This is a genomic window from Pantoea sp. X-Soil-ISGK-285, from assembly GCF_059730815.1.
The window spans coordinates 1-25209 of sequence record NZ_AP035940.1 but is presented as its reverse complement, the minus strand read 5'-3'; the positions used below and the strand labels follow the sequence as shown (position 1 = coordinate 25209).

Genomic DNA, 25209 nt, shown 5'->3' with positions numbered 1-25209 from the left:
ACACTTAAGACGAGAGCTCTATACAACTTTCAATGTGGCCATTCTCCATCAACGGGTGTCAGGTCTAAGTGATGCCATTAAATTGCCTACAGAATTTCAGTGTGATTTATGAAAAAAACCCGTCTGCGACGGGTTTTCAGGTATAGAAGGCGACAATCACCGATCCGGCATTACGGCTTTTTAAACTTGTCCTCGACCTTCTCTTTCGCTTCCGCGATTTTATCACCGGCCTTCTCCGCGAAACCCTCTTTATGCGCTGGCTCGCTGCCTGGCGTTACCGGACGGGTGTCGTGGTCAGCGCGGGCCTGACGCGTGCTTTCAAGCAACGGATCGGCCACAGTACGATTCCCGGTCAGCCGGTCTGCGCCGAGAGGATCTGTACTCGCATGGTCAATATCCACTTCCTGACGGCGTACCGAATCGTTGATAGTTTCAACCCGATCGCTTGTCTCTTTGCGTAACACCACCTCTTCAATGATCTCCGCGGTCTTATTAATCACGGGCTGCTCATGCGTCTCTTCCACTTCGACAGTTTTTTCAGACCAGTCAACATGGGTAGGTGAACCTGATTCATTCACCGGACGACGGAAGATTGCGGCGTGCTGCTCATGCAGCGAGACATTTTCTGAGACCTGATCGGTGACAGTGTAGCGACGAACGCGGGTTGAACCTTCACTGACCAGACGTTTACCCACTTCCAGTCGCTCCTCGGCCAGACGCAGTACATCCTCGTCACTTTCGTCACCGGTCAGGGCAGTACGGGCAGCGCCACGATGGGCAGGATCGGTAGAGAGCGGATCGACGGCGGCATTATCCTGAAGCGTTCCACTGGCAGGTGCAGTCAGACCATCACTGGTCGCGTAACCGGGTGCGTAATCATCGGGCAGCGCCGCACTGCGCTCGGTAAGTTCTTCATGTGCATCAAGGATGCCCAGGGCGCGAGGTAACTCATCTTCATCGGCCCGCAGCGACAGCACTACTCCGCCGGTTCGCATCGCGTCTTCATACACTTCGGCCTGATCCTCCTCCAGCGTATTGCCGAACAGGCGTTGCCAGAAGCCAGGGTGACGGGCCTCCTGACCTTCGGTACGCAAACGATCACCGGAGATGATATCAATGTCATCATCCAGGAACCCGGCCTTGATCAGGTTACGCTTTGCACCCTCTGCCAGTGAGATATTGCTGAACATTGTTACGATTGTTTCACGCGCCATGTTGTGTTCCTCGGTGATGGATTCGGACGGCTCTGAATAGGGTGTTCGGGTCAGGTGAGCGTGCTGTTTGCGCAGGGAGACGACCTGTTCTGTCGCTTCCTCACTGACAACTTTGCGGATATGCCACTCCTCTTTCAGCACCAGATGACGAACGATCTCGATTTCCTCTTCAACGACAGGAATGATCAGAACGCCATTTTCTTCACGGATCTCCGGCATCTCAGCCAGCCGTTCCGATTTAGGAATGCGTTCTATTTCCGCCGTCTGGTGCCGGAGCATCAGCGCAATCTTCTGCTGATGCTCAGTGACCTGTCGGGTAACCCTGACATGACCGTCGATGACCCGCTGTTTTGAGACCTCAACGGTTTCCTCCGCCAGGCTTAACACCTGGTCGCTACCCTCTGACCCTGGTTTTTCAGGAGGTTGATTGTTCATGTTTAACCTGCCTGTGATACAGAGCGATCATTTGTACTTTTCTTTACCTTGAGCATAAGTCACTGCTTTTCGGTTAGTTAAAGCCTGGCACAAACAATGACAAAAGATAGGAAAAAGCAGAAAAACGCCATTATATGAAGATAACGTGGTGCTAAAATCGATTAAGCGGTGCGGCAGATAAAAAACAGCTAACGAAGCGGCAGACAGTGAAATCTCTTTTATCGCGTGCGCGAAAAGAGGATCAATCAGGCGTTAACCCGACCCGAAGTGAATCAGGCATATCGGGTCAGGGGTTAAGCCATTCGCTTTCCTGCAACTCGCCGTTAGCCGAATAGCGAAACAGGGCGCGCTGATTTTCGTTTCGCTGAAGCTGATAGGCGTCCAGCACACTGGCCTGCAAAATCACCACGCCAAAGCGGGATTCCCCGGTTTCCGTTGCTGCCGCGTCAGGCGTCTCATCAGCCGTTGCCCGTGCTTCCCCCGGAGGTCCGCCGGTGTAAGTCTGCCGCGTGTGCTGCGGTAACGCACGCCAGGCTGCCCGGGCAACATCACTTCCCGCCGCATAACACGCAACCCGCCCTGCCAGTCGTAACTGCAGGCGACGCTGATGGCAATATCCCAGCACGGTGACCTGCGGATTCGCCGCCATCTCCTGCCACTTCGGGCTGCGAACATCCGTATGAAATGTCAGCATCCTGCGGTCGTCGGCACACTGGCGCAGAACCACTGTGCGCGCCTGAGGTTGTAGCAGAGTATCGACCGTACAGAGCATCAGATAACGAAATCCACCCTGTGGATCGGTTGCAGATTCCTGCAGCGCAGCCCAGGCTGCTGTTTCAAACGTTTTCAATTCCATGGGGATTACTCTCATCAGGATCAATTTTCAGCCATCTGGCTAAAAGCGTAGCAATGAAGTGGGCAGAAGGCCTGACAGCGCAGCGATAAGAGCAAATGTGGCAGCGGGAGCTGGACAATGCACGAGACCAGGAGCTGGTGAAATAGCGTCGGGATTGCGGGATACCTCGCAGAGCGGCAAAAGCGCGTCCCGCCAGTCAGCCACTCTGTGTTATTTTGCGCCATCGCCTCAGAGATCCGATCAACAGGGAGTTGCACGATGACAACTGAAGAGTCTGCTGAAATACTGCTGAAAGTCACCTCGCCGCGCCTGACTTATCGGTCACTTCGGCAGGAAGACTGGCCCTTCTATCTGGCAGTCAGTCAGGATAGATCGGTGATGCAGTACATCAGCGATCCGCGCAGCGCTGAAGAGATCAGAACCCACTCATTTGATGTCCGCCTGCCCGCCTGGTACAAGGGCTGCAGGCACTGGCTCTGTCTGGTTATCGGAGAAAAAACATCCGGTGCTCCGGCTGGCTTTTGCGGGTTTATCGATCGTGGAGAGGGTATTGCGGAGTTTGGCTTTATTCTGGCCGCAGATGCGCAGGGCAAAGGCTACGGCAGCGAGTCTCTGCATGCCATTATCACGTTCTGCTTTGAGCAACAGGAATACCGCAAACTGATCGCGACGGTGACAGCAGGCAATGCGGCCTCACGCCGGACCCTGATTTCAGCGGGCTTTGTGCAGGAGGGGACGTTGCGGCAGAACTTCTTCCTCAACGGCCAGTGGCAGGATGACTGGATCTTCGGCTTGCTGAAACAGGAATACCAGCCCGCACACTCACCCTGAGGCGCAGACTATCAGCGTCGGGCATCCTCCGCTACGCTCGCCACAATCAGACCGATTAGCGTGGCGTAACGTCATAACCGCTGGCGATAGCGATAGCGGGCGCACAGTGCTCCTCTCCGCACAGCATCGCCTCAAAGTCCGCCGGCGTCAGTGGCTGGCACAGGCCATTGCCCTGCATAATGTCGCATCCGGCGGCCGTAACAAAAGCGATCTGCTCTTTGTCTTCCACCCCTTCGGCGGCCACCCGGATACCCAGGCTTTTGCCGAGCGCGGTAATGGCCCGGAACATCATACGCACCCGCATGCTGGAATCCAGCTCGTGCGTCATCGACTTATCGATTTTAAAACCCGTCACAACGCTATAGCGCAGCAGGTTAATCGCCCCCAGCGTACGCCCGTAATGATCGATAACGAACGAGGCTCCCGTTCGGCGTACGGCGTCAACCTGAACCGGCATATCCTGCATCAGCACGGCCAGCAGTGGCTCATCCACTTCCAGCTCAACAAAACCGGCATCGCCTCCGGCACTCTCACGTATTACCGTCTCCAGGCTGTTCCCTGCCAGCTGGCGCGGAAACAGGTTAATGCTGACGCGAAGCTGAGGAGAGCGAACCTGCCACTGCCGGACCTGTGCCAGAGCACTGCGGATGATCCATTCACCCAGCGTGACTGAAAGCGGACTTTTAACCAGCATGCCGATAAATTCAGCCGGCAACAGCAGCCCGCGCGTCGGATGCTGCCAGCGCACCAGCGTCTCGCAGCCAATAAGCTTTCCGCTTTCAACGTCGTAGCGGGGCTGATAGTAAAGAGTGAACTGCTGCTGCCGCACCGCCGTTTCCAGTTCGCGCTCAAAACGGCGCCGCTGCTGCTCCGTTTCACGAAACGCGGGCATAAACAGCATGCTGCAGCCTTTACCCGACGCTTTGGCGCGATAGAGCGCCAGATCTGCGGCGGACATCACCGAAGAGGGATCCCTGCCGTGCTCCGGATAGGAGGCGATGCCGGTGCTGGCACCGACCACCACCGGTGAGTCGTGATAGCGGAACGGCGTCTGAACGGCCGCAATCAGTTTCTCCGCCGTGATCGCCGCCTCTGCGCTGCCGCCTGCTAACAGGATCACAAATTCATCACCGCCCAGGCGCGCAGCCGTCACGGCACTGGCGCACACCGCACGAATCTGTTCGGCAACGTGGCACAATAACGCATCGCCTGCAGCATGCCCCAGCGTATCGTTAACCTCTTTAAAACCATCGAGATCGGTCATCAGTAACGTATAGGGGACGCCCGCCCTGGTCAGCTGGCCGACCTGATCCATAAACGCGCTGCGGCTGGCGAGACGTGTCAGCATATCCAGTGAGGCCAGCTCACAGAGCCGCGCCTCACTCTCATAGCGGGCCGTGACATCGCGGATGATCATGCCCACCAGCCGTTCGCCCTCTTCACGCCAGCCCGAAAAAGAGACCTCTGCCGGAAATTCACGACCTTCACGCGTGACACCCCATATCTGCAAAGAGCGTGGGTGCGAGATAGCTGCTTCGTCAGAGGTAATCCGGACCAGTTCATTACGGTAGTCAGTCTGACAGCGAGCAGGGATCAGCTCGCTGATATACTGGCCGCGCATCTCCTCTGCGCTGTAGCCGAACAGCGCGGTGGCGGCCGGGTTCCAGAAGGTTATGCCACGCCGAAGGTCAGTGCAGACAATGGCGTCAGGCGAAGTGGATGAGATCGCCTCGAGTCGCTGCTGGCTGGTGTAGCGCAATAACTCCAGACGATGCATCTCCATGCGATCCATCACCAGTGCAGCAATATCGTTCAGATGCTTTCGATCCTCTGCAGTTAACGGCTCACGAGGATGGCTGTCGGTCAGGCAGACCGTGCCAATATGATGCCCATCCGGGGTCGAAAGCGGGATCCCCGCGTAAAAGCGGATAAAGGGGTAGCCGTGAACCAGCGGACTGTCGCGGAAGCGCGGATCTTTCAGCGTATCGGGCACGCAGAGGATATCGCCCTGCGCCAGCGTATGGTGGCAGAAGGCGACGTTGCGTGCCGTACCTGAAATATTTAAACCGTACCGGGAGGCGAAGAACTGCCGCTTTTCGTCGATAAGCGAGACAAAAGCGACCGGCACCCGAAACAGCCGCGCGGCAAGCGTAGTGAGGCGATCCAGCGCATCGGTCGGCGGTGAATCCATCAGATGATACTGCTTAAGTGCGTCGAGGCGAGCCGCCTCGGCATCATGATAAACTGGACGTTTCAGCGTAACTCTCCTCTGATGTTATCTGCTGTGGCTGGCCTGACACAGCATAAAGAGGACACGTTCAATCAGACAGAACGCGCAGAGTTCGCTGCCGATCCGTTGCCGGAAGAAAGGCCCGTCAGTAAACCCGGCAGCAACAGGTTGCCGCGCTGAGTCCGATAAAGCTGACACCGCAGACAGCGAGGCATCAGTTAACACGTTATGCCTGCCAGAGAGGGTGCGGCGGACCGCCCAGGATTATCTGGCCAGAGCATATCAGACAGGCGGTAATGCGCCTCGCTTAGCTCTCTATATCGGCCCGACATGACTTTACTTAAGAGAAAACAGAGGATGAACGCCTTACTTTTTCAGCTTTGGTACCAGTTGATAGTGCGGATGCTCTCCGGCGAGCAGCATCAGCAGTTCATACTCTCCCTGACTGAGCAGCGCAGGATTTTTCGATGCTTCTTTGGTCTGCCAGACACGCTGGCTAAGATCGAAACGCTCGGCTGCAATCTCCTGAGAGAGACCGGCCGCAAGGCGCAGTTCACGCACGTTGTGCTGGACGGCGACAGGCCGCTGTAAAATCTGATTTCCCATATAAACGCTCCGCATACGGTGCCCCGGCGAGATGGCCGGGCGGAAGTACACGCCTGCGGCCAAAACATAAATTTGAGTTAAGTTTTAACAGCCCGGCGTTTTACACTTATCAGGAAAGCGTAACGCACCAGTAAAAACAGAGAAAATAACCTGAATTATATTTAAATCGCTGCCCGGATAATTTTTGCACCGCTGAGAATAGTAATTGTCATTCTGAATGGTGGCGTTGATCGAATGATGATCAACGTCAATCACAGTCACAAAAAATGACCGTTTCATTCCTCTTTTAAAAAGAGTGAACGTTAATCGTTATTCCGTCCCGGACAGACATTATCTACAGTTCAGAAAAAATACGTTCAGGCTATGCCCGCGCAAACGTTGCCCAGCCGCCTTTTTCATCAGGCGTGACGCGTTTAGGCTCTACGGCAAGAGGGTGATGCGGCAGGGTAAAGCGCGTAATCACGCTGCCCAGCGTTTCAGTCTGTCCACTGAGACTGCCTGCCGTCGCCGAAACCTGCTGAACCAGCGTCGCATTCTGCTGCGTTACGCGGTCAAGTTCTGCAACGGCGACCGTGACCTGGGCAATCCCTTTGCTCTGTTCATCCGAAGCCAGCGCAATCTGTCCGATCAGTTCATTCACGCCGCCGACGCCGCGCAGCACGGCCTCCATGGTGGTTCCTGCGCTCTCAGCCGCCCGCCGTCCATCGTCAACGCGTGCTACGGTATCGGCAATCAGCTCTTCGATCTCTTTAGAGGCAGCAGCACTTCGCTGTGCCAGTGAACGTACCTCACTGGCGACCACCGCGAAGCCGCGGCCCTGCTCACCCGCACGGGCAGCTTCTACAGCGGCGTTTAACGCCAGAATGTTGGTCTGAAACGCAATACCATTAATAGTGGTGGTGAACTGCCGGATTTTTTCTGATCCCTGAGCGATGCTGGTGATGGCTGCCGATACCAACTGAACCAGTTCCACGCCCTGCTGAGTCGTATCCGTGGTGCTGGCAGCCAGTTCACGTGCCTCGCGGGCATTCTCTGCATTGTGACGCACGGTGACGGTAATCTCCTCCATGCTGGCTGCGGTCTGCTCCAGCGCAGCAGCCTGAGTGGATGTCCGGTCGGAGAGATCGGCGTTACCCGCTGCGATGTCCCCCGCTTCACGATGAAGAATGGCTGCGTTGTCTCGGATAGCGCTGACCGTCTGCAACAGACTGTGCTGCATCTCTTTGACCAGCGGCACCAGTTGCCCGACACAGTTGCGCCCCAGATCTTCCGGCTCGCGCGTCAGATCGCCATCGGCAATAATTTTTAAATGACCGCGAATTTTACCTACCGGACGCACCAGATGGACGACCAGATAGCGGTCGCAAAACAGCAGCAACGCCACTGCCGCCAGCAGTGCTGCCAGCAAGACGCCCTCAAGCCGATGCCGGTCAGCCTTCAGGGGTGCCTGATTCCGGGCCAGCTGCTGCGTCACCTTGTCCAGCTGCGCACGTGCAACCGTTGCGTATTCTGAGGGGGTTGTCGTAAGTGCCGCGCGGACGTTATCCCAGTCAGCATCGGCCGGGGTTGAGGCGACGAGCGCGTTTTTATCGGCTGGCGTACCGCTCTGCATGACGATAGCGCTGTGCGCCAGAAAGCTCAGTTGCTGCGTCAGAACGGCTGAACGATCGGTTTGACGAAAGATATCGCGCACGACCTGGCTGCTGTAGCCACCGGCCAGCACGACGATGCCCAGTGAGACGATCATCATCCACAGCACAACGCGGCGGATAGTGAAATGCCTGAGTGAATTCATGAGGTTTCCCCGATGTTGTCATTGGTGTAGTTAAAATTAAATAAAAAATAAGTTATGTCATCTACTTTAGTGCGTTATTATATAGTGCACTATGTTTATACTCTGTATACTGGCAGGATATTTAAGAAATTAAAAGTTTTTAACGACAAAATAATAGAATCGTGATTACTAAAATATTTCGTTAAAGAAAAGTGATTTGCTATTCTGACCAGCAATGCCGTGCAGTGTGATAAAAAATAAATGGTCATGACTCTTTCTTTTTGCAGAATTTGCCTGTAGTCATGACATCATACCCTTCAATTTTTCTGTTTAATTTCGCGCCGTAATCAGCCGGTGCGGAGGAATCCATGCTTATGAGTCTCAGCGACGGCGACGATTGCCGTACGCGAACCCTGCACGCGCTGCGCAGTAACGACGAAAGTCGTGACGATGTGTTGCGACAGTTCGTCCGACTGGCCAGCCAGGCACTCGGTATACCCGGCAGCTTTATCTCCGTACTGGATGATGAGATGCAGCATGTTAAGGCTGCGCAAAATTTCACACTCACTCAATCCTCCCGGCAGGACTCGCTCTGCCGGCATGCAGTGGACAGTGACAGCACCGTGGTAGTACCCGATACGTTGCTGGATACCCGCTTTGCTGAGCATCCGCTGATTGTTGGCGCGCCTTTTATTCGCTTTTATGCCGGCGTACCGCTTAAAAGCAGCACAGGTCTGATACTGGGTACGCTGTGCGTGACTGACACCGCGCCTCATCCCTTTAATGCGGATCAGGTCGCCATGCTGAAGATGCTGGCGGCACTGGTGATGTCATTTCTTGAGGCCTGGTACTCGGCTGGCTTTGCCGACCCGGTAACCGGTCTGCCCAACCGCCAGCGTCTGATTCGCGACCTGCAGTTTCTTGCCGCCTCCGGTGACACCACGCCACGGCGGCTGGTGCTGATTGACTGTATCGATATGCCGCGCGCCTACGAGCTTGCGCGCTCAATGGGCATGGGACCGGTTGAAAGCCTGTTGAAAGATGTGGCGACACTGCTGCCGCTGCGCCTGAGGCCTGCACCAGGAGAGATGCTCTACACCGTAGCCACCGGGCGCTTTGCCCTGCTGACACGTCAGGAGAGCAGACTCACTGCTAACTGGGTGGCAAACAAGCTGGCCGGGATTAGCGCGGATCTCGGCGATGGGCTGTCGGTTGCACTGATGACTCACACCGGTGAGGCGAGTTTCAATACCGGGGAGATGCCTGCCCAGGAGATCCTGCGGCGTGCGGTCAGCGCGCTGCACGAGGCCATCACACGCGACGTCGCCTCGATGCCTTTCAGCGAGGCCACTGATACGCGCCATACGCAGGACTTCACCCTGATGCATGACCTGGCCATCGCGATACGCCAGGATAAGGGGTTATGGCTGGCGTATCAGCCTAAAATCTGTCTGCACAGCGGCAAGCCAATTGGCCTGGAGGCCCTGATCCGCTGGCAGCATCCGCAGCGCGGCGAACTGTCTCCTGCACAGTTTTTACCCTTTGCCGTGCAAACCGAGCTGCTCAGCGAACTGACCACCTGGGTGACAGAGCACGCAATCGCCCGGCTCTCCCGGCTGCGCAACAGCTATATTCAGTTGCCCATCACCATTAACGTCAGCAGCAGCGATTTTTCACGTGACGGTTTTGCCGACGAGCTGGAAGAACAGATGATCAGGGCGAAGCTCCCGGTTTCGCTGCTGGGCATTGAGTGTCTGGAGACGGAACGGATTCTGGAGAGCGCGACCGCAATGCGGGGGCTTGAGATGCTGAAACTTCGTGGATTCGGTATTTCACTGGATGACTTTGGTACCGGCTACAGCAACATCAGTTATCTGCGGCGCATTCCGCTGGATGTGATCAAGCTGGACCGTTCACTGATCAGCGAAATTTCATCTGACACCGCATCGCGCGTCATCGCCCGCAGTATTATTGCGATGCTTAAAGATCTCGATTATATGGTGCTGGCTGAGGGCGTGGAGAATGCGGAAACCGTTACGGCGCTGACCGAGTTCGGCTGCGACCAGGCGCAGGGCTTTTTCTACTCCAGGCCGCTGCCGGAAGCGGCACTGGATGAGTGGCTCGGCTGGCGATTACGCAGTAAGTGCTGAGCCTGTCCCACCCACCCCGGAATCTTACCCGGCCGAATCAGACGCGCTGAACTCCTCAGCTCCGGCAATGATGACGGTATTACGCCCGGCGGCTTTTGCTTCGTAAAGCGCTTCATCGGCACGCCGCAGCAGAGAGTCGCGATCGCTATCCTGATCGCTGCGCGAAGCCACCCCGGCTGAGATGGTCATCGTTCCGGCAAACGGAAAGGTGGTGGCGCTGACGGTCTCACGGATGCGTTCCGCGGTGCGGACGGCATCAGCCAGCGTGGTATGCGGCAGCAGCAGAATAAACTCCTCGCCACCAAACCGGCTGACGATATCGCCGGTGCGACAGGCCTGACGCAGCAACGCTGCCAGGCTCACCAGAACCGCATCGCCCGCGTCATGCCCGTACCAGTCGTTTATCTTCTTAAAATGGTCAATATCAATGGCGATGGCACACTGTTCATGCTCACTGTCTGACTGCGCCGCCAGCGCCGAAAATCCGCGTCGGTTGCAGAGCCCGGTCAGCGGATCGGTCATCGCTTCATCGTTTAGCGCGGCAAGATGACCCGCAACGGCGTGCCGATGAGCCTGCACGGCTTCTTTGAGCCGATCAGCCTCGTAATACCAGGTTTTGACTGTGGCGAGAGATTCCGCCTGGGCTTCGCTGCCGCCATCGCGCACTCTGTCCGCCAGCTTTTCCAGTGGAGAGGCGATCCGACCGGCCATAAAGGCAATAATGGCCGCTGTTACGGCAATAATGCCCAGAACGAACCAGACGGCGCTTTCTGCCGTGCGCATCAGAATATGCCTGACCGTTTCAGAGGTGCCGGTAATAAAAACGTTCCAGCCGGTTTTATGCAGTGTGCCATAGCCGGTCAGATAGTGCTGTCCCTCACTCTCCAGCGTGAAATGCCCGCTTTCTGTCGTGGCGAGCCGTTTCTGCAGTGCCAGACTCAGCAGCATCTTTGTTCCGACGCGCGCCGCGTCATGACTGAAAATAATCAGCCCTTCATTGCTGACCACGCTGACCGTTGAACCATTGGAATAGAAATGCTGGCTCAGGATTTCGCTCAGCATGCTCTGTTTCTTGAGATAAATAGTCCCGCCAATGTAGCCCAGATAGCGGCCATCTTCGCTGAACAGAGATTGTGATAAAAACACCACATAGTTACCGGCCGCAGAGGTAAAAGGAGCAGAGATAAAAGGCTTCTGGGTCGCTATGGCCTGCAGGCTGGCCGCCGAATGCAGCTTCACGCCAATAAGATTAAGACTATCGGGTGAGGTTGCTGCAATAATGGCATCATGATTTACCACCACCACCGAGTTGAAAAAGCCCGACTGCATTCGCAGGCGATCGCTCTCTCCTTCCAGTCGTTTAATATCACTAAGCCCCTTGATCTGCGACGCACTCCAGGCCAGTTCACGTTGCGCTGTCGCCAGGTAACGATCGGTGGTATCAGCCAGCTTGCGGGCATAGGCAATGTTCCCTTCAAGCAGACTGTCTTCGATGTTGGCCTTCTGAAAGAGCAGCAGCGCACTCAGCAGCAGACCGGAGGTCAGAATGACGCCCCCGATGGAAAGCAAAGTCAGCAGCGAGCGAAGGCGCATTTTTTCATGGGGCATTGCAGTCGGGATCCGGATTAAGTGTCATCTGAGTGTAACAGTAGACGTTTCACGTCAAGGGCCGAACAGAAGATGATTTACACAGGATCACGGCGCATTGCCGGCGCAGCACACAACCGTCCAGCCCTGCATAAAGGATTGTTTAGCGTTTCGATAGCCCTGATAAGCAGCAGCAGAAAATGATTAAGCGGTAATAATGATACTGAGCAGGCCGGTATCTGTGCAGATGACGCATTATTATTACTGTTGACCGTGATAACAACGCCATATGGTCGCTGAAAATAACGGGGCAGGCTCTGCCCCGTTTATCATTACGTTAAAAATATGCGTAGAACAGTTAAATAAAACCTGCATCAATAATAAGTAATTGTGCATCAGCCTTATCTTTTAAGCGAATTTAACGCCAGAACGATTTAATATAAGAGCGGCTGCTGAGCCTTTTAATAAAATGATGCGGACAGGTATAGCGGCGCCCTTCCCACTCCAGATTAAACCACTGAAATTCACAATTTTTAATTTTTTCCAGCAGGGTCATTGCCTGCATCGGCGTCTGAAAAGCATAAGCTTTCATCACGCCCTCCTGGGTGCATAAATCAATATGAACCATGTAACCCCCGGGTGTTAAAAAGATCGGACATTTTATAATTATTGAAAAGCCTCTTTATCATAATCCATTTATCGGCTGCCGATTATCTGATTCCGTATTTTTTACGTAAAAATTTCACCTCTATTTCCCATTTAAATTTTTGGGCAACCCTGCCTTATTTCATCAATTAATTTGACCATGTATACGAAATCCAGCCAGACCCGAATAGATCGTAACCCATGTTTAATGCAGCTCAGAGGGTGGCGACGATAAGCGATCGCAGAAGATGACGTATACCTGCTCACATTGTCAGCATTGCACCGTCTGGCAGGTCCAGAGCCGTCATGCAGAGGGGATGTAATGGTGCTGGCTGAGAGGTTGAGATGGTCATAAACAGAGCACATCGTTTACACTCTCATCAGCCTCATCTGCAATCCGGCAAAGGTACAGATGTATCGTGGAGAGAGGCAGGAGATCACTGACGGCGGGCAATAAGGAATCTATATGCTGGATTATATGGTGTCGCTCTACCGTACTGTTCCTGTCTCATCTGAACGTCTCAGCGACTGGCTTGCCAGCTGGCTGGCGCAGCAGCAGACACGATGCCACGATCACCATTTTTCTGCCGCCTTTCCATGGCGTGAAACCGGTCTGCCCCAGCACGCCTTTTTGCAGCGAGAACTGACGATAAACGGCCAGCGTTATCTCACCGGGCCGCGCTATCTGGGTGGCGATCCTGCACAGCCCTTTATTGAGGTTGTTGCGCGTGACGGCATCATCGATTACAGGGTCGCTAGCGCCATTATGCAGGCATGGCAGCCGCTGAAACCCCTGAAGCTGCGCATCCTGTTGCCTGCGACTTATCCTGACATCGGTATAACCGATCAACTGCTTTTCCTCAGCGACCTGGCTTCACTCTCTGTTCCTGTCGACGAAGATATTTCACTGGTGACAGCCCGCCGGAAGGATTATCCCGCCTGTATCACGGCGATTAACCGCGCCTATCGTGCCAGCTGGCACACGCTGCCGCATCTGCGCGATCAGTTACTGGCAACCAGCAGGCAGGAATTACGGGAGGATATCGCCGCGGGACATGTGTTTCTGATTATCTGGCAGGGCATAGTGGCAGGGCTGATGATTTGTGTCCCCCGGCGACTGACCTTTATTGAGGGGTTTCAGATTATGGATGAGGTGATTATGCCCGCTTATCAGGGCCGTGGACTCGCCGCGCGCGCTCAGCAGCGTTTGCTGCAGCAGCTTCATCATCATTATGATGAGAAGGCACTGCTGACCGGTACCATTCTGCCCGGTAACACCCCTTCACTGCGCAGCGCGCAAAATGCCGGGCGACGCTGCGTGCTGAAATATCAGTTTTTTACCCCTGCCGATTTACGTGCGGGCCGACGGGCAATTTAAATCACCATAAAGCCAGCTCAATCAACTTATCCTGCACACTGTAAACGCGCTGCTTAAGGCTCAGGCTCTCGTCTGCGCTGATCCATTTTGCAGCAAACGCACCATTAATTTTTTCCAGTGCGATTTTGGTGCTGCTTTTCAGACCTTCGTGCCAGTTCGCGTCTGAACGTTTTGCCGCCTGTTTTTCCAGGCTCTCAACTAACGCCGCGACACTTTTACCACCGGTAGTAGCTTCGGATACAGACATACCTACCTCGTTTTGCTGCTAAAAAACGGCCACACTCGCAGAACATATTATACCTGAACCCTGATCGGCATGGCGCTTTCCTGTGCGCACTACCCGGCATGCCTCGTAAACTCATTCTGGCATCACAGAGATGACGTAAATGGCGCAACGCCACCTGCATCAGGGGGGAATCCATTCAAACGTCATATCCAATCAACCCGCCAGCATTGCAAATTAATGTGAATCTTTAATGACCATAAAGATAAAAATAACTTTAAAATTAATGACCTGTTCTCATTTCACTGACCCGCCTTGTGATTCACATTTTGAAAACAAAATAATCACACATAGTTATTTTTTCATGCATAAATTAGTGCCAGTTTTCATTTATGGAGCAGGCAAATGACTCACTTTGTGGCAATTTTTTTCTCTTCACTGTTTATGTGCAGTAACGTTTTCGCAGGTTCAGTCTCATCCGTCTCTCTTGGGGCGCTTTCTACCTCACTCAACGAACGGATGCAGGTAATGAAAGCGGTGGCGGGTTATAAAGCATTGCATCATTTACCTATTGAGGATCTGCCACGGGAACAGGTGGTGCTGGATAACATGCTGCAAAACGCACAACAGGCCGGGCTTGAACCCCACTCCGTGGAGCCGTTTGTGCACGCTTTGATGAACGCCAGCAAGGCGATCCAGTATCGCTATCGGGCTGACTGGCTCTCATCACCAGACAGCGCTGTTCCTGTCAGGGATCTGGCCGAGACCAGACAGCAGATACAACAGCTGGATACCCAGCTCCTGACGGCGATCAGCCAGCGGCTGATGACCGGCGCCTTCTCGCAGGAGGACAAAGAATTTCTGATGTCACACCTCACGGCACCTCACCTCAGTGAGAGTGATAAAAACAGCCTGTTCGCTTCCCTCTCCCGCATTCAGCGCCAGCACTAATCCTCTATCAGCGGAGTACGCTATGCAGCTTCATGAACTCATGGACCCCGACTACTCTGACAATCCCTTTCCCCTTTATCGAAAACTGCATCAGCAGGGACCGCTTATCCCTGCCGGAGATAAGATCATCATCAGCGGCAGTCACGCCGTGGTGGACGCCCTGCTGAACGACCGGCGGGTCGGTAAAAATTATATGGAAAGTGTCAGAGTAAGATTTGGTGATGATGCAGCCGGACTGCCGCTGTTTCATGGTATCAGCAGAATGTTTCTGGTGCTGAACCCACCCGATCATAACCGGTTAAGAGGACTTGTTATGAAGGCGTTCAGCGCCCGGGAGATTAAATCTCTTCGGGAGATGGCGCTGACGATAGCCAATGAACTGGTTGATGAACTGGAAGGGCGTCGTGCCTGCGATTTGGCTCAGGCATTCGCTTTTCCGCTACCGGTGCGCATTATCTGCCGGATGCTTGATGTCTCAGAATCTGATGCACCAGAACTGGGTCGCCTTACCTCTGCGCTGGTCAGGGTTTTCGATCCTCAAATCAGTCAGGCGGATTTGCTGAAAGCCGCTGAAGCTTTTGCCGTACTGGAAAGTTACTTCAGTGCCGTGATCGTCTCCCGACGTGATAGCACCGCCAGCGATCTGGTGTCGCTTTTTCTGCGCAGCGGCAGTGACGGCGACCGGCTGGATCACGATGAGATCATCGCCAATGTGATACTGCTGTTTCTTGCCGGTCATGAAACTACGTCAAACATGCTGTGCAACACCATTCTGGCCCTGCATGCTCATCCGCAGGAACTTGCGAGCCTGAAACAGAATCATGCGCTGATACCCGATGCCATAGAGGAATGTCTGCGCTACGACAGTTCGGTCCAGATGCTTTACCGCACGACTCTGGAAGAGATTGAGCTGGCAGGAGAGCTCATCCCGCCCGGAACCCGCTTCTTCCTTAGCCTTGGTGCAGCCAATCACGACCCGCTGGTATTTACCTCTCCGGAACGGCTGAATATCCGGCGGCATGAGGGGCGCTGTCTGGCATTCGGTGGCGGTATACATCACTGTATGGGCTACCGGCTGGCACTGGCGGAAATGGAGGTGGCGCTGGAAGTATTACTGACGCGATTGCCAGAGATGCGGCCTGTGGCCGCTGGCGTTCGCCGCAACCACAGAGCTAATCTGCGCGGCGTCAGCGCCCTGCCGGTCGAATGGTAAAGCACTGCAACGCCCGGCGGTTAACCGCGCAGCCGCAGCGTGGCGGGCAGGATAAGCTGACTGTCAGCGGGATCCTCACCAGCGATCATCGTGGTCAGCATAGAAAAGCAGGCCTGCGCCAGTGCCGGGACATTCTGCTCAACCGTGTCGATCGGAATGGAGAGTGAATCATAGAGATAGTGATCGTCGAAACTGGCAATGCGGATGTCGCTGGTCAGCAGGTTATGCTCGCTAATGTAGCGCAGTACTCCCTCCAGCAGACCGCAGGCGGCGGTGAACATCGCTTTAGGGGGGCGTCCCAGCCTGCGACAGAGCGCGGCAAACATCTCATAGCCACTGCCGGGATGGTAGTTACCCTGAATTATCCACTCCGGCCGCAGCGTCATACCCGCCCGCATCAGTCCCTCTTTGAATCCCGCCAGACGATCCTGGGTCGGGGAGAGGTCAGACTGTCCGCCAAGAAAGTAGATCTCCTCAGGACAGGTGCGCGCCAGCTTTTCGACCAGCTCAGCGGTGGGCGTCACAGAGTCGGTGATGACCCAGGGCAGCCTTGTATTGTTCATGTGGCGGTCAAACAGCAGCACCGGCAGCTGTTCGCTGAGGCTGACATAGTCGCTGTCGCTCAGCATACTGGAGGCGACAATCAACCCGTCGACCTGACGCGCCACCAGGTTATTGACCACGGCCATCTCCTGACCGGCATTTTCATCGGTGCAGGAGATCAGCAGTTGCAGACCGGCGGCGCGACAGAGATTTTCCAGCGCATGGGAAAAGGCCGCAAAGCCGTGGTTGGTGATCTCCGGCACCACCAGCCCCAGCGTATGACTGCGGGCGTCATGTAGCATACGGGCGTGTATGCTGGGCTGATAATGGTGTTCACGGGCCAGTGTCAGAACCCGCTCACGCGTCTCCTTCGCCACCCGTAACTCTTCGCCACGGCCGTTGAGCACCAGGCTGGCAGTGGCTTTAGAAACCCCAGCCAGCCCGGCGATGTCACTGATGGTAACGCGTTTGGTTTTTCTCACGGCAAGGCATCGGTTAGTGAAACAAGGGCTTATTCTACCATGCAGCGACGTAACGACCAGTAGCGGGCCTGCAGTTCTGCGCGACCGCGCAGGGTTAGTATCGCCGGATGGTCCGGAAAATAACGGCTGCTCATCACCCCTTCCCCGTCGTTGATGAAGATCTCAACGCTGGAGTGGTCACACAGGATCTGCAACCGGCGTGCAGCCCCTGTCCAGTAACGATAGGTCCATTGACCCGATACCAGGCTGCGACGGGCAAGCCGCAGTTCATTCTGCTGCCACGTCAGGATCAGCGTATCGGCGAAATTGAGTTCTATATCGCCCAGGCTCTCCAGCTCAAGCTCAAACTCCAGCCGCTGCGCGGCGATCGGCGGCGCGTCATCGGCGCGGCCCTGATAATGCAGCTCCCTCTCCCGCAGCGCCTGCAGTTCTGCAATCGGCTGCTGACAGAGCCGGCCATTGCGGGAGCTCAGTTCACGCAGACAGGTCATCTGATGGATCCAGTGATGCGCCACAGTTGGCTGGGCCATCTCTTCACCGTCTGGCGTTCCCATCCAGCCCACCAGCAGACGCCGGCCGTCAGCGGTCAGCGTGGTTTGTGGTGCATAGAATTCAAACCCGGCATCCATTTCGTTCAGCGGGCCATGCAGGTAGGCAGCCTGCTGATAATCCAATGAGCCACTGAGCCAGGCGCAGGCGTGACTGTTCAGATAGCGTTTCTCTTCAGGCACAACACCCTGCGGACAGCAGATCAGATACGTGCTGTCGCCGAGGGTGAACATATCCGGGCACTCCCACATGTAGCCAGCGGCGTCCAGCCCGCCCAGTTCGCTGCCCGCAATCTCGCCGAGATTCTGCCATTCGCGCAGATTATCAGAACGCAACAGCAGCACCCTGCCCTGCAGCTGGGTAGTCTGCGCGGCCAGCACCATGTACCAGTGATCTTCATGACGCCACACTTTGGGATCGCGAACGTGGCCGGTGTAACCCTCCGGCACGGCGATAACCGGACCGAGTTTGTCAAAACCGCCCGCGCTGTTCTGCTGCGCCAGACACTGCCACGCGGTGCGCGAACCATCATCAAACTTCACATTACCGGTGTAGATCAGCGTCAGTACACCGTTATCCTCTACCGCACTGCCCGAGTAACAACCGCTGCGGTCATACTCCTCGTCCGGCATCAGGGCGATGGGCTGATGCTGCCAGTGCAGCAGATCGGCTGAGCGCCAGTGTCCCCAGCATTTTTGCTGATGCGCGCACTCCAGGGCGTTCCACTGATAGAAGAGATGATATTCACCGTCGAAATGGATAAAGCCGTTGGGATCGTTAAGCAGCCCGGTTACCGGTGCCAGATGCCAGCCAGGGTAGTGGCTGTCGCTGAGCGCCTTTGGCATACCCTGCATCACCGCCTGCAGAATGGCGGCAAGACGTGTTGATGAGGCCATTATTCAGAATCCGTTTTGTATTTAAGCAGGTAAGAGATCACAAACGCAGTGGTAAACGCGATTGCGATGCCGATGACATAGTTGAGCAGAGAGCCCGCCTGGACAATCGCCATGCCCGGCAGACCGGTCAGCCCGACCGCAGTCATATAAACATGGACCGACACCACCCAGGCACCACCCAGCGCGCCACCCACCAGACCCGCTATAAAGGGTTTCATAAAGCGCAGGTTAATACCAAAGATAGCCGCCTCGGTAATCCCCAGCAGCGCGGAAAACGCTGAAGGCAGCGAAATCGCTTTGATCTTCGCATCGCGGGTTTTAAACCATACGGCCAGACAGGCACCGCCCTGAGCCACGTTCGCCATCGCCCAGATAGGCAGCAGGAAGTTCACGCCGATGGAAGGATTGCCCAGCAGCCCGGCTTCGATAGCGTGAAAGCTGTGATGGATGCCGGTAATCACAATCACCGAATAGAGTCCACCAAACACCAGTCCTGCCAGCCAGCCGGCGTGCGCAATCAGCGTACTGAGAATAAAGGAGATGCCATCACCCAGCATACGACCTGCCGGACCGATAATCAGCAGCGCAATAAAGCCGGAGATAATCACCGTCAGGAACGGGGTCAGGATCAGATCCAGCGCATCCGGGATAACCCGACGCAGCTGCTTTTCCAGCATGCTCATAAACCAGACCGCCAGCAGCACCGGGAACACCGTGCCCTGATAGCCAATCATCGCCACTTCAATGCCGAAGAAGTTCATGGTGTGGAAACCGGCGGCGACGCCCCAGGCGTTGGTCAGCGCCGGATGAGTGAGAATGCCGCCCAGTGTCGCACCAAGAAACGGGTTACCACCAAACTCGCGGGCAGCCGTAAAGCCAATCAGGATCGGCAGGATAATAAAGGCCGCCGAGCTGCACATATCCAGCATGATATAGAGCGCATTTTCCGGATTGACCCAGCCGTAAGTTTTGACCATCCCCAGCAGGCCCATCAGCAGACCTGATGCCACAATCGCCGGAATGATCGGCACAAAGATGTTCGACAACAGGCGGGCGATGCGCTGGAAAGGGTTGAGCTTACGTGCGGCTATATCAGCGGCCTCAGATTTGCTCGATTCACTGATGCCCGCCTCGGCGATAAAGGCAGCGTAGACCTTGTTCACCACGCCGGTGCCGAAGATAACCTGAAGCTGGCCCGCATTGCGGAAGCAGCCTTTAACGCCTTCAATCCGGCCAATCGCGGTGGTATCCGCTTTTTCATCATCGGCCAGCACCAGCCGCAGCCGGGTGGCACAGTGAGCAGCGCTGGCGATGTTCTCTTTACCACCCAGCAGGGGCAGCAATGCCCGCGATATTTTTATATAGTCCATACACACCTCAATCTTGTTATGTTTTTATCCATCCTGATCTCTGGCCCCGGCATCCGGGGCCGCCCGGTCAGAACCAGGTTTCCATCTGTACGCCGAAGTTCCATTCGCCACCGGCATCGAATCCTTTACTGCCGAAAGCGTCGTCACTGGCATAGTTATCCAGCCGGTGATCCCAGTTCATCCAGGTTGCAAAGAGACGAATTTCCGGACGTTTGAGGAAGTCACCGACATCACCGGCTTTCAGGGTTGGCGCAACGGTGAGTTTGGTAAAGCTGCCGCTGACCGCATTACGGTTGTTGTAGCCTTCGGGACGCAGATCCATGTACTGATAAGAGCCTTCATACTGCATCTCAAAGTTCTGGGTGATTTCCTGAATCAGCCGCAGGTTGACTGTCGCCCAGTCATAGCTGTCACCTTTGACGTAACGATCGTCACTACGCTGAGCCAGTAAAGCAGGTGCAATGTGCCAGCCACCGCCCAGCGGGGTAATACCGTAACTCGCCAGACGCCAGGTGTCCGCTTCCGGCAACAGTGCGCCATCAGAACCAATCGACTTCACTTCTGCGCCCAGTCCATGACCATAGAGCAGTGCAGTTTTCGACGTGCCTTCTCTCAGCCCATAAAAGCTGTCGTTATGCAGGCCAAGCAGCGCATGTACGCCGGTTTCTGCCGCATCGCTTTTGACTCTGAGGCCGTCGATGTCACGGCGATCGTCGTTATCCTTGGCCCGCATACCGCTGACCATCAGCTGCACCGGCCCGACAAAGTTATTCAGCGACAGGATGTAGTTCTGCGCAGTGTTTTCATTGTTTTCGATGTCGCCAAAGGTACGACCATAAAGGGAAATGTTACTGCGCGCCTGATCGCTCCATTTCATGTCGTAAATACCGGCACCGGTACCGGCAAGGAACACCACATCGGAGTCGATCCAGTGAATATCAAAGTTATCGCGATCAAAACGCTTACCGGCCCAGACCGTGGCGTTATCGAATGCGCCGCTGAAGGTGGGAAGCTGCCCGAGCTCGACAAACGCCTGACGCAGGTTGAGATCGCTGCTGGCGGCGGTCCAGTCGTTGTAGGTGCGCTGTCCATCGGCCAGCATCGCTTTGAAACGGGTGGTCGCGCCGTTGTCCAGCGTCTGTTTATGTTCGAGGTTGAGCTCAACGTAGGTATCCGGTTCATTACCAAGGCGACCAACGTGACCGCCGGTTTCCCCGGCAGGGGTAACGGTCGGGCCACCCTGAGTTTTGGCGGCCGAGCTGTTCATCAGCAATCCTGAACGGGCATAACCGTGGAACTCGAAGCCACCTTCATCGGCTGATTTCTGTTCCAGTTTCGCGGTGCGCTGCGCGACCTCAGCGGTGGAGTTTTGGGTCTGTTGTTGCACGGCAGCCAGCTGCTGTGCCTGCTTCTCAGCCATCTGTGCCTGTTTCTCCGCGACCTGTGCGCGGGTTTCCGCTGCATTCGCTCGCTGCTCGGCTGCCTGCAGTCGCTGCTCCATGGCCGCAAGGCGTGCTTCAATGCTGCTCATACTGGAGTCGGCCCAGACTGATGTGGAAAGTAATATCGTTGAGAGACTCACTGCTAACGTGCTTTTTTTCATTTTTTTATGTCCCTGAAGAGAGGCTATCATCACCGGATTTTTGCTAAACCGGTTTAGGCGCAAATCATAGCCACGGGTAATTTCCCTGCGCAATGAAAATTGCTAAACCGGTTTAGTGATTGTGAGATAGCTCCCAAAACAGGGGCAATAAGATAATTAGCCTGGCAGGTCGTCCAGCTGGTGGAGCCGCGGAAGTGCTGTCATGGCCCCTTTAGCCGTGGTTGCCAGTGCACCGCAGCGTTGTGCACTGGTAAGGCAAATGGCCAGCTGCGATTCATCGGCAGGAAGACCCGACTTAGCCAGCCCCCAGAGTAATCCGGCCACGAAGGCATCACCTGCGCCCGTGGTGTCGATGCTGGCCACGGGCGAAGTAGCATAGTGGTATAGCTGGCCCTGATAGCAGGCGATCACACCTTCCCTGCCCCGCGTGACCAGCAATAATTTTATGCTGAATCGCACTGCCAGCTGCGGCATGGTGATAGCCGGTTCCTGATCCGGACAGAGAAAATTGAGTTCCTCGTCGGACAGTTTAACCACGTCCGCATGGCTCAGCGCCTCGTTCACCACCGCATGCAGCAGTTCCGGATCGGGCCAGAGGTCATGACGCAGATTTAAATCGAAACTGACATGCCCGCCTGCTGCCCGGATCTGCTCCATGGCAGTCAGGGTCGCCGTGCGTGAAGGTTCAGCTGATAAGGCAATCGAACAGCAGTGCAGCCACTCCCCGTGCCGGAATACGGGCAGGTCTTGCACCTCAAGAAACAGGTCAGCACTCGGCCTCACCATAAAGGTAAAGGAACGTTCGCCATGGTCATCCAATCCGACCACCACGGTTGAAGTGCGGTGCTGCGTATCAGCGATCATGTAGCGGGTATCAACCTTCTCTTCAATGAGCGTTTGCCGCATAAACTCACCAAAGGGATCATCCCCTACCCGCCCGATAAAAGCGCTGTTTCCCTGCAGACGGGCAACTCCAACGGCGACATTGGCGGGCGCCCCACCCGGACACTGCATCAGGCGACCCGGCATTTCGGGAAGCAAATCAACCACGGCATCCCCGAGGCACCATACGCGTACAGACATAAAAAAATCCTCTGATTAAACCTGATAGCTAAACCGTTTTAGCTATAGCGATAAACCGTGCTGAGTTCAAGTATTACCCTGCGGAAATGATGCGTAATTAACAGAAGTCGTTATCAGGCGAAGAGATAAGATGCGGATTGCACTGTCGGGAGGCCGGTGGAGGAAAGAATTAAAAAACCGGCACAGAGGCCGGTTCTGGTATCAAAAACGTAAAGAGGATTATTTTAATGTGGAGAGTATCTGTCTGATTGACGCGTCGATCTGTTCAGCAATCTCTTTTGGCAGACGGCTGAATTCATACTGCACAGTGCGCTTCTCATCATTAGTTTTACGACGCGCATAGGTATTAGCTGTGGTAAAAGTAGCCAGCTTTTCCGTCACCGTCTTGCTGACGGGTGCAGGTTTTTTTAACTGACGACGGGCGCTTTTAAAGCCGTTAAGAATCGCGCTCTTCTTCTCATCCGCATTGGCGCTTAGCAGGGAATCATCAGCTTTAAGCGTTTGCTTAATATCGCTGACCAGCGCGGTGACATCAACCGCTTCCGCTTTCGCCTCTTCCCAGACATCGAGCAGTAGCTGGTAATCCTGAAGTGTCAGCTCTGATACGACCGGAAAGAGTTCAATAAATTCAGCGGGTACGGCTGCGGCCTGGAACGCACGTGAGACCTTTGCGTTTGAGATGCCTTCTGCTTTAGCAATCTCTGTTTTACTCATGCCATTTTCGTTCATCAGCATAAAGCGCAGGCCTAATTCACGCAGGTTATGCTCTTTTGCTGTCTGAATGTCCGCAGCCAGCTGACGCGCATCACTAAGGCTCAGTTCATCAGCGGTGACCAGTACTTCCAGACTGGCACCGGAAAGAATGCATGCGGCGCGGCGGCGCGAACCATCCATGATTTCAATCCGGTCACCGTTGACACGACCAATAGCCGGAAAAAATTGCTGCAGCGTAATAGTACGGGTGATCTCCTGAAGCGATTCCGGCGTCAGCGTGCTCTGGTCACGTCCGTTGATTTTTGGGTCAACGCTGGTTCTGGTTTCAATATCATCATGCAGGATTAGCTGGCGCACAAAGGTGGCCTTCGCGCCCGACTTCAGCGTAAATGTGCGCGACTGGCTGCTGCTGTCGATCATGTTTGCGATAGCAGAATCACCAAACTTGCGCCCGATGCGCTGTATAGGTTTGCTCACAGGGTACTCCTGATATATTCAATGCGGTCAAACACAGCCCTTGAGAACTGCTCGGCTTCATATTTAGCTTTGCGCAGAGCGTCCGCACTGCCCGGATAAGAGGAGGGATTGGCACTGATCACCGTATCAAAGGATTCGCCGCAGCGTTCAAATCCATCCAGTCGCGGCAGGCTGCAGTCCAGCATCGATTTAGTAAACACTTCCCTGGCATAGCTTTGCGAAGTCAGGTGATCGTGTTTAGAAGTCATTTTGGACATAAAGCCGATATTGGCTTTAAGCCGTGGCTCAATGCCTTCGGACTCAATACGCTCCAGCATTTCAGGCAGACGCGTCAGATACTTCATGGTGGAGTGGAAATCGACCTGTGCAGGAGGCGTCGGCGTCAGCAATACATCACTGGCCGCAATTGCATTCAGCATGAATGAATCAAGGTGAGGTCCGGTATCAAGGAAGATAAAATCGTAGTCACCCGCCAGACGATCAATCACGTTGCGGCGTAGTACTTCCGAAGGCGCAACGCCTGGCAGATGCTCAGCAACCAGCTCTTCCCAGTCGCTTGCAACAAAACCATCGTCGATAGAGGCTGGGATCACATCAACGCCTGGCATGACAGTAGGTTTAATGAATTGCTTACGAAGCTGGTCAGCATCCAGATCGTTCAGCATCGCCTGCGCTGCCGTCTCCAGAACTGAACCGACACTGTTGGTATGGCTCAGGAACATCGTGCTTGATGCCTGTGGATCCAGGTCGATAACCAGAATACGCAGGTCATTATGTAACATAGAAGGATGTGCACGCATACCGTGGGCCAGCGTGACTGTGCTCACTGTTTTTGAGACACCACCTTTAAGGCTGACAACGAATACGACAAAGGGGCCATCGTGCCGATCGCGATATTTCGGTACTTTACGATGCTGATAGATGTCGACCACATTCTGGATAGTCAGGGCATATTGTGAGGTGCTGCCGGTCTGTTTTTTCCCAAACTGATAACCTGCTGCTTCCATATCACCAATTGCGGCGACAACAGCATGCTTACTCAGCAATGGCATGTTGGCGACAGCATTCCGGGAGAAGGTCTGGTAAAAACCGGTCTGGTTAAATTCCTGACGCTGCTGCTCAATATGGTTACTCAGTCCATGTAACATGGAATTGGCACGTGTGGCCATTTCCAGCACTCCACCATAATCACGCTTCATAAGCCCCTCTGCGTTAATGTTTTTTGCATACTACACAAAAAGCACATACCTGCCAATTTTTTAGAAAAATGCCAAAAACCTGGATTTTTTCTCCGCGATGGTGAGATGCAAGCAGAGTGCTATTGTAAATCCTGGAAAGTGAATCGCTCTGCTTTTTTGTGTCTTACAGGTTTGTGGAGACAGAGAACTTAAAATGGCGA

General features: G+C 54.8%; 20 protein-coding genes. 5 read left to right on the top strand and 15 right to left on the bottom strand.

Annotated features, from left to right (window positions below):
• Window positions 1-170 precede the first annotated feature (170 nt).
• Window positions 171-1649, bottom strand: a complete 1479-nt coding sequence (locus AC6I8B_RS21930) for a YsnF/AvaK domain-containing protein (protein WP_033759886.1) — start codon at window positions 1647-1649, stop codon at window positions 171-173.
• Window positions 1650-1935: 286 nt separating this feature from the next.
• On the bottom strand, window positions 1936-2505 hold the full coding sequence (locus AC6I8B_RS21925) for a pyridoxamine 5'-phosphate oxidase family protein (protein WP_157354245.1): 570 nt from the start codon (window positions 2503-2505) through the stop codon (window positions 1936-1938).
• Window positions 2506-2763: 258 nt separating this feature from the next.
• On the opposite strand from AC6I8B_RS21925, the gene AC6I8B_RS21920 reads away from it, so the two are divergent.
• Window positions 2764-3336 carry a GNAT family N-acetyltransferase gene (locus tag AC6I8B_RS21920; protein ID WP_010256885.1) on the top strand — a complete coding sequence of 191 codons (573 nt, stop codon included), beginning with the start codon at window positions 2764-2766 and terminating at the stop codon, window positions 3334-3336.
• 55 nt (window positions 3337-3391) lie between these two features.
• On the opposite strand, the gene AC6I8B_RS21915 is transcribed toward AC6I8B_RS21920, so the two are convergent.
• The 3 genes from AC6I8B_RS21915 to AC6I8B_RS21905 all read right to left on the bottom strand — a co-directional run bounded on the left by AC6I8B_RS21915 (window position 3392) and on the right by AC6I8B_RS21905 (window position 7967).
• The gene (locus AC6I8B_RS21915; protein WP_497817791.1) at window positions 3392-5527 is read right to left on the bottom strand and encodes a putative bifunctional diguanylate cyclase/phosphodiesterase; all 2136 of its coding nucleotides are present in this window, start codon (window positions 5525-5527) and stop codon (window positions 3392-3394) included.
• Between the two features lie 405 nt (window positions 5528-5932).
• Entirely contained in the window at window positions 5933-6172 is a 240-nt protein-coding gene (locus AC6I8B_RS21910) for a hypothetical protein (protein WP_010256895.1), read from the bottom strand.
• A gap of 361 nt (window positions 6173-6533) precedes the next feature.
• A complete protein-coding gene (locus tag AC6I8B_RS21905; RefSeq protein WP_157354242.1) occupies window positions 6534-7967 on the bottom strand; it encodes a methyl-accepting chemotaxis protein in 1434 nt (477 codons plus the stop codon).
• Window positions 7968-8314: 347 nt separating this feature from the next.
• Between AC6I8B_RS21905 and AC6I8B_RS21900 the strand changes: the two genes are divergently transcribed.
• Entirely contained in the window at window positions 8315-10096 is a 1782-nt protein-coding gene (locus AC6I8B_RS21900) for a sensor domain-containing diguanylate cyclase (protein ID WP_029519685.1), read from the top strand.
• A 24-nt stretch (window positions 10097-10120) separates the two neighbouring features.
• Here AC6I8B_RS21900 and AC6I8B_RS21895 read toward each other — a convergent pair whose 3' ends face one another.
• Both AC6I8B_RS21895 and AC6I8B_RS21890 read right to left on the bottom strand, forming a co-directional pair.
• Window positions 10121-11704 carry a sensor domain-containing diguanylate cyclase gene (locus AC6I8B_RS21895; protein ID WP_089415087.1) on the bottom strand — a complete coding sequence of 528 codons (1584 nt, stop codon included), beginning with the start codon at window positions 11702-11704 and terminating at the stop codon, window positions 10121-10123.
• 397 nt (window positions 11705-12101) lie between these two features.
• Window positions 12102-12275, bottom strand: coding sequence for a hypothetical protein (locus AC6I8B_RS21890; protein WP_497817790.1), 174 nt, complete (start codon window positions 12273-12275; stop codon window positions 12102-12104).
• Between the two features lie 519 nt (window positions 12276-12794).
• Between AC6I8B_RS21890 and AC6I8B_RS21885 the strand changes: the two genes are divergently transcribed.
• Window positions 12795-13706, top strand: coding sequence for a GNAT family N-acetyltransferase (locus AC6I8B_RS21885; RefSeq protein WP_157354239.1), 912 nt, complete (start codon window positions 12795-12797; stop codon window positions 13704-13706).
• 1 nt (window position 13707) lies between these two features.
• On the opposite strand, the gene AC6I8B_RS21880 is transcribed toward AC6I8B_RS21885, so the two are convergent.
• A complete protein-coding gene (locus AC6I8B_RS21880) occupies window positions 13708-13953 on the bottom strand; it encodes a hypothetical protein (protein WP_010256916.1) in 246 nt (81 codons plus the stop codon).
• Window positions 13954-14334: 381 nt separating this feature from the next.
• On the opposite strand from AC6I8B_RS21880, the gene AC6I8B_RS21875 reads away from it, so the two are divergent.
• Window positions 14335-14880: a chorismate mutase gene (locus tag AC6I8B_RS21875; RefSeq protein WP_033781041.1), complete on the top strand. Its 546-nt coding sequence runs from the start codon at window positions 14335-14337 to the stop codon at window positions 14878-14880.
• Between the two features lie 22 nt (window positions 14881-14902).
• A complete protein-coding gene (locus tag AC6I8B_RS21870) occupies window positions 14903-16093 on the top strand; it encodes a cytochrome P450 (RefSeq protein ID WP_157354235.1) in 1191 nt (396 codons plus the stop codon).
• Window positions 16094-16113: 20 nt separating this feature from the next.
• On the opposite strand, the gene AC6I8B_RS21865 is transcribed toward AC6I8B_RS21870, so the two are convergent.
• The 7 genes from AC6I8B_RS21865 to AC6I8B_RS21835 all read right to left on the bottom strand — a co-directional run bounded on the left by AC6I8B_RS21865 (window position 16114) and on the right by AC6I8B_RS21835 (window position 25009).
• The gene (locus AC6I8B_RS21865) at window positions 16114-17118 is read right to left on the bottom strand and encodes a substrate-binding domain-containing protein (RefSeq protein ID WP_033786377.1); all 1005 of its coding nucleotides are present in this window, start codon (window positions 17116-17118) and stop codon (window positions 16114-16116) included.
• A gap of 29 nt (window positions 17119-17147) precedes the next feature.
• Entirely contained in the window at window positions 17148-18563 is a 1416-nt protein-coding gene (locus AC6I8B_RS21860) for a sucrose-6-phosphate hydrolase (protein WP_157354232.1), read from the bottom strand.
• Window positions 18563-19933, bottom strand: a complete 1371-nt coding sequence (locus AC6I8B_RS21855; protein ID WP_497817789.1) for a sucrose-specific PTS transporter subunit IIBC — start codon at window positions 19931-19933, stop codon at window positions 18563-18565. The genes AC6I8B_RS21860 and AC6I8B_RS21855 overlap by 1 nt, the downstream gene beginning before the upstream one ends.
• Window positions 19934-20000: 67 nt before the next feature.
• A complete protein-coding gene (locus AC6I8B_RS21850) occupies window positions 20001-21536 on the bottom strand; it encodes a carbohydrate porin (RefSeq protein ID WP_064689869.1) in 1536 nt (511 codons plus the stop codon).
• Window positions 21537-21692: 156 nt separating this feature from the next.
• Window positions 21693-22619: a fructokinase gene (gene cscK, locus AC6I8B_RS21845; RefSeq protein WP_022624231.1), complete on the bottom strand. Its 927-nt coding sequence runs from the start codon at window positions 22617-22619 to the stop codon at window positions 21693-21695.
• 219 nt (window positions 22620-22838) lie between these two features.
• Complete coding sequence (locus tag AC6I8B_RS21840) at window positions 22839-23810, bottom strand: ParB family protein (protein ID WP_010671957.1); 972 nt, start codon at window positions 23808-23810, stop codon at window positions 22839-22841.
• Window positions 23807-25009, bottom strand: a complete 1203-nt coding sequence (locus tag AC6I8B_RS21835; RefSeq protein ID WP_010256940.1) for an AAA family ATPase — start codon at window positions 25007-25009, stop codon at window positions 23807-23809. Before AC6I8B_RS21835 ends, AC6I8B_RS21840 begins: the two co-directional genes overlap by 4 nt.
• Window positions 25010-25209 lie beyond the last annotated feature (200 nt).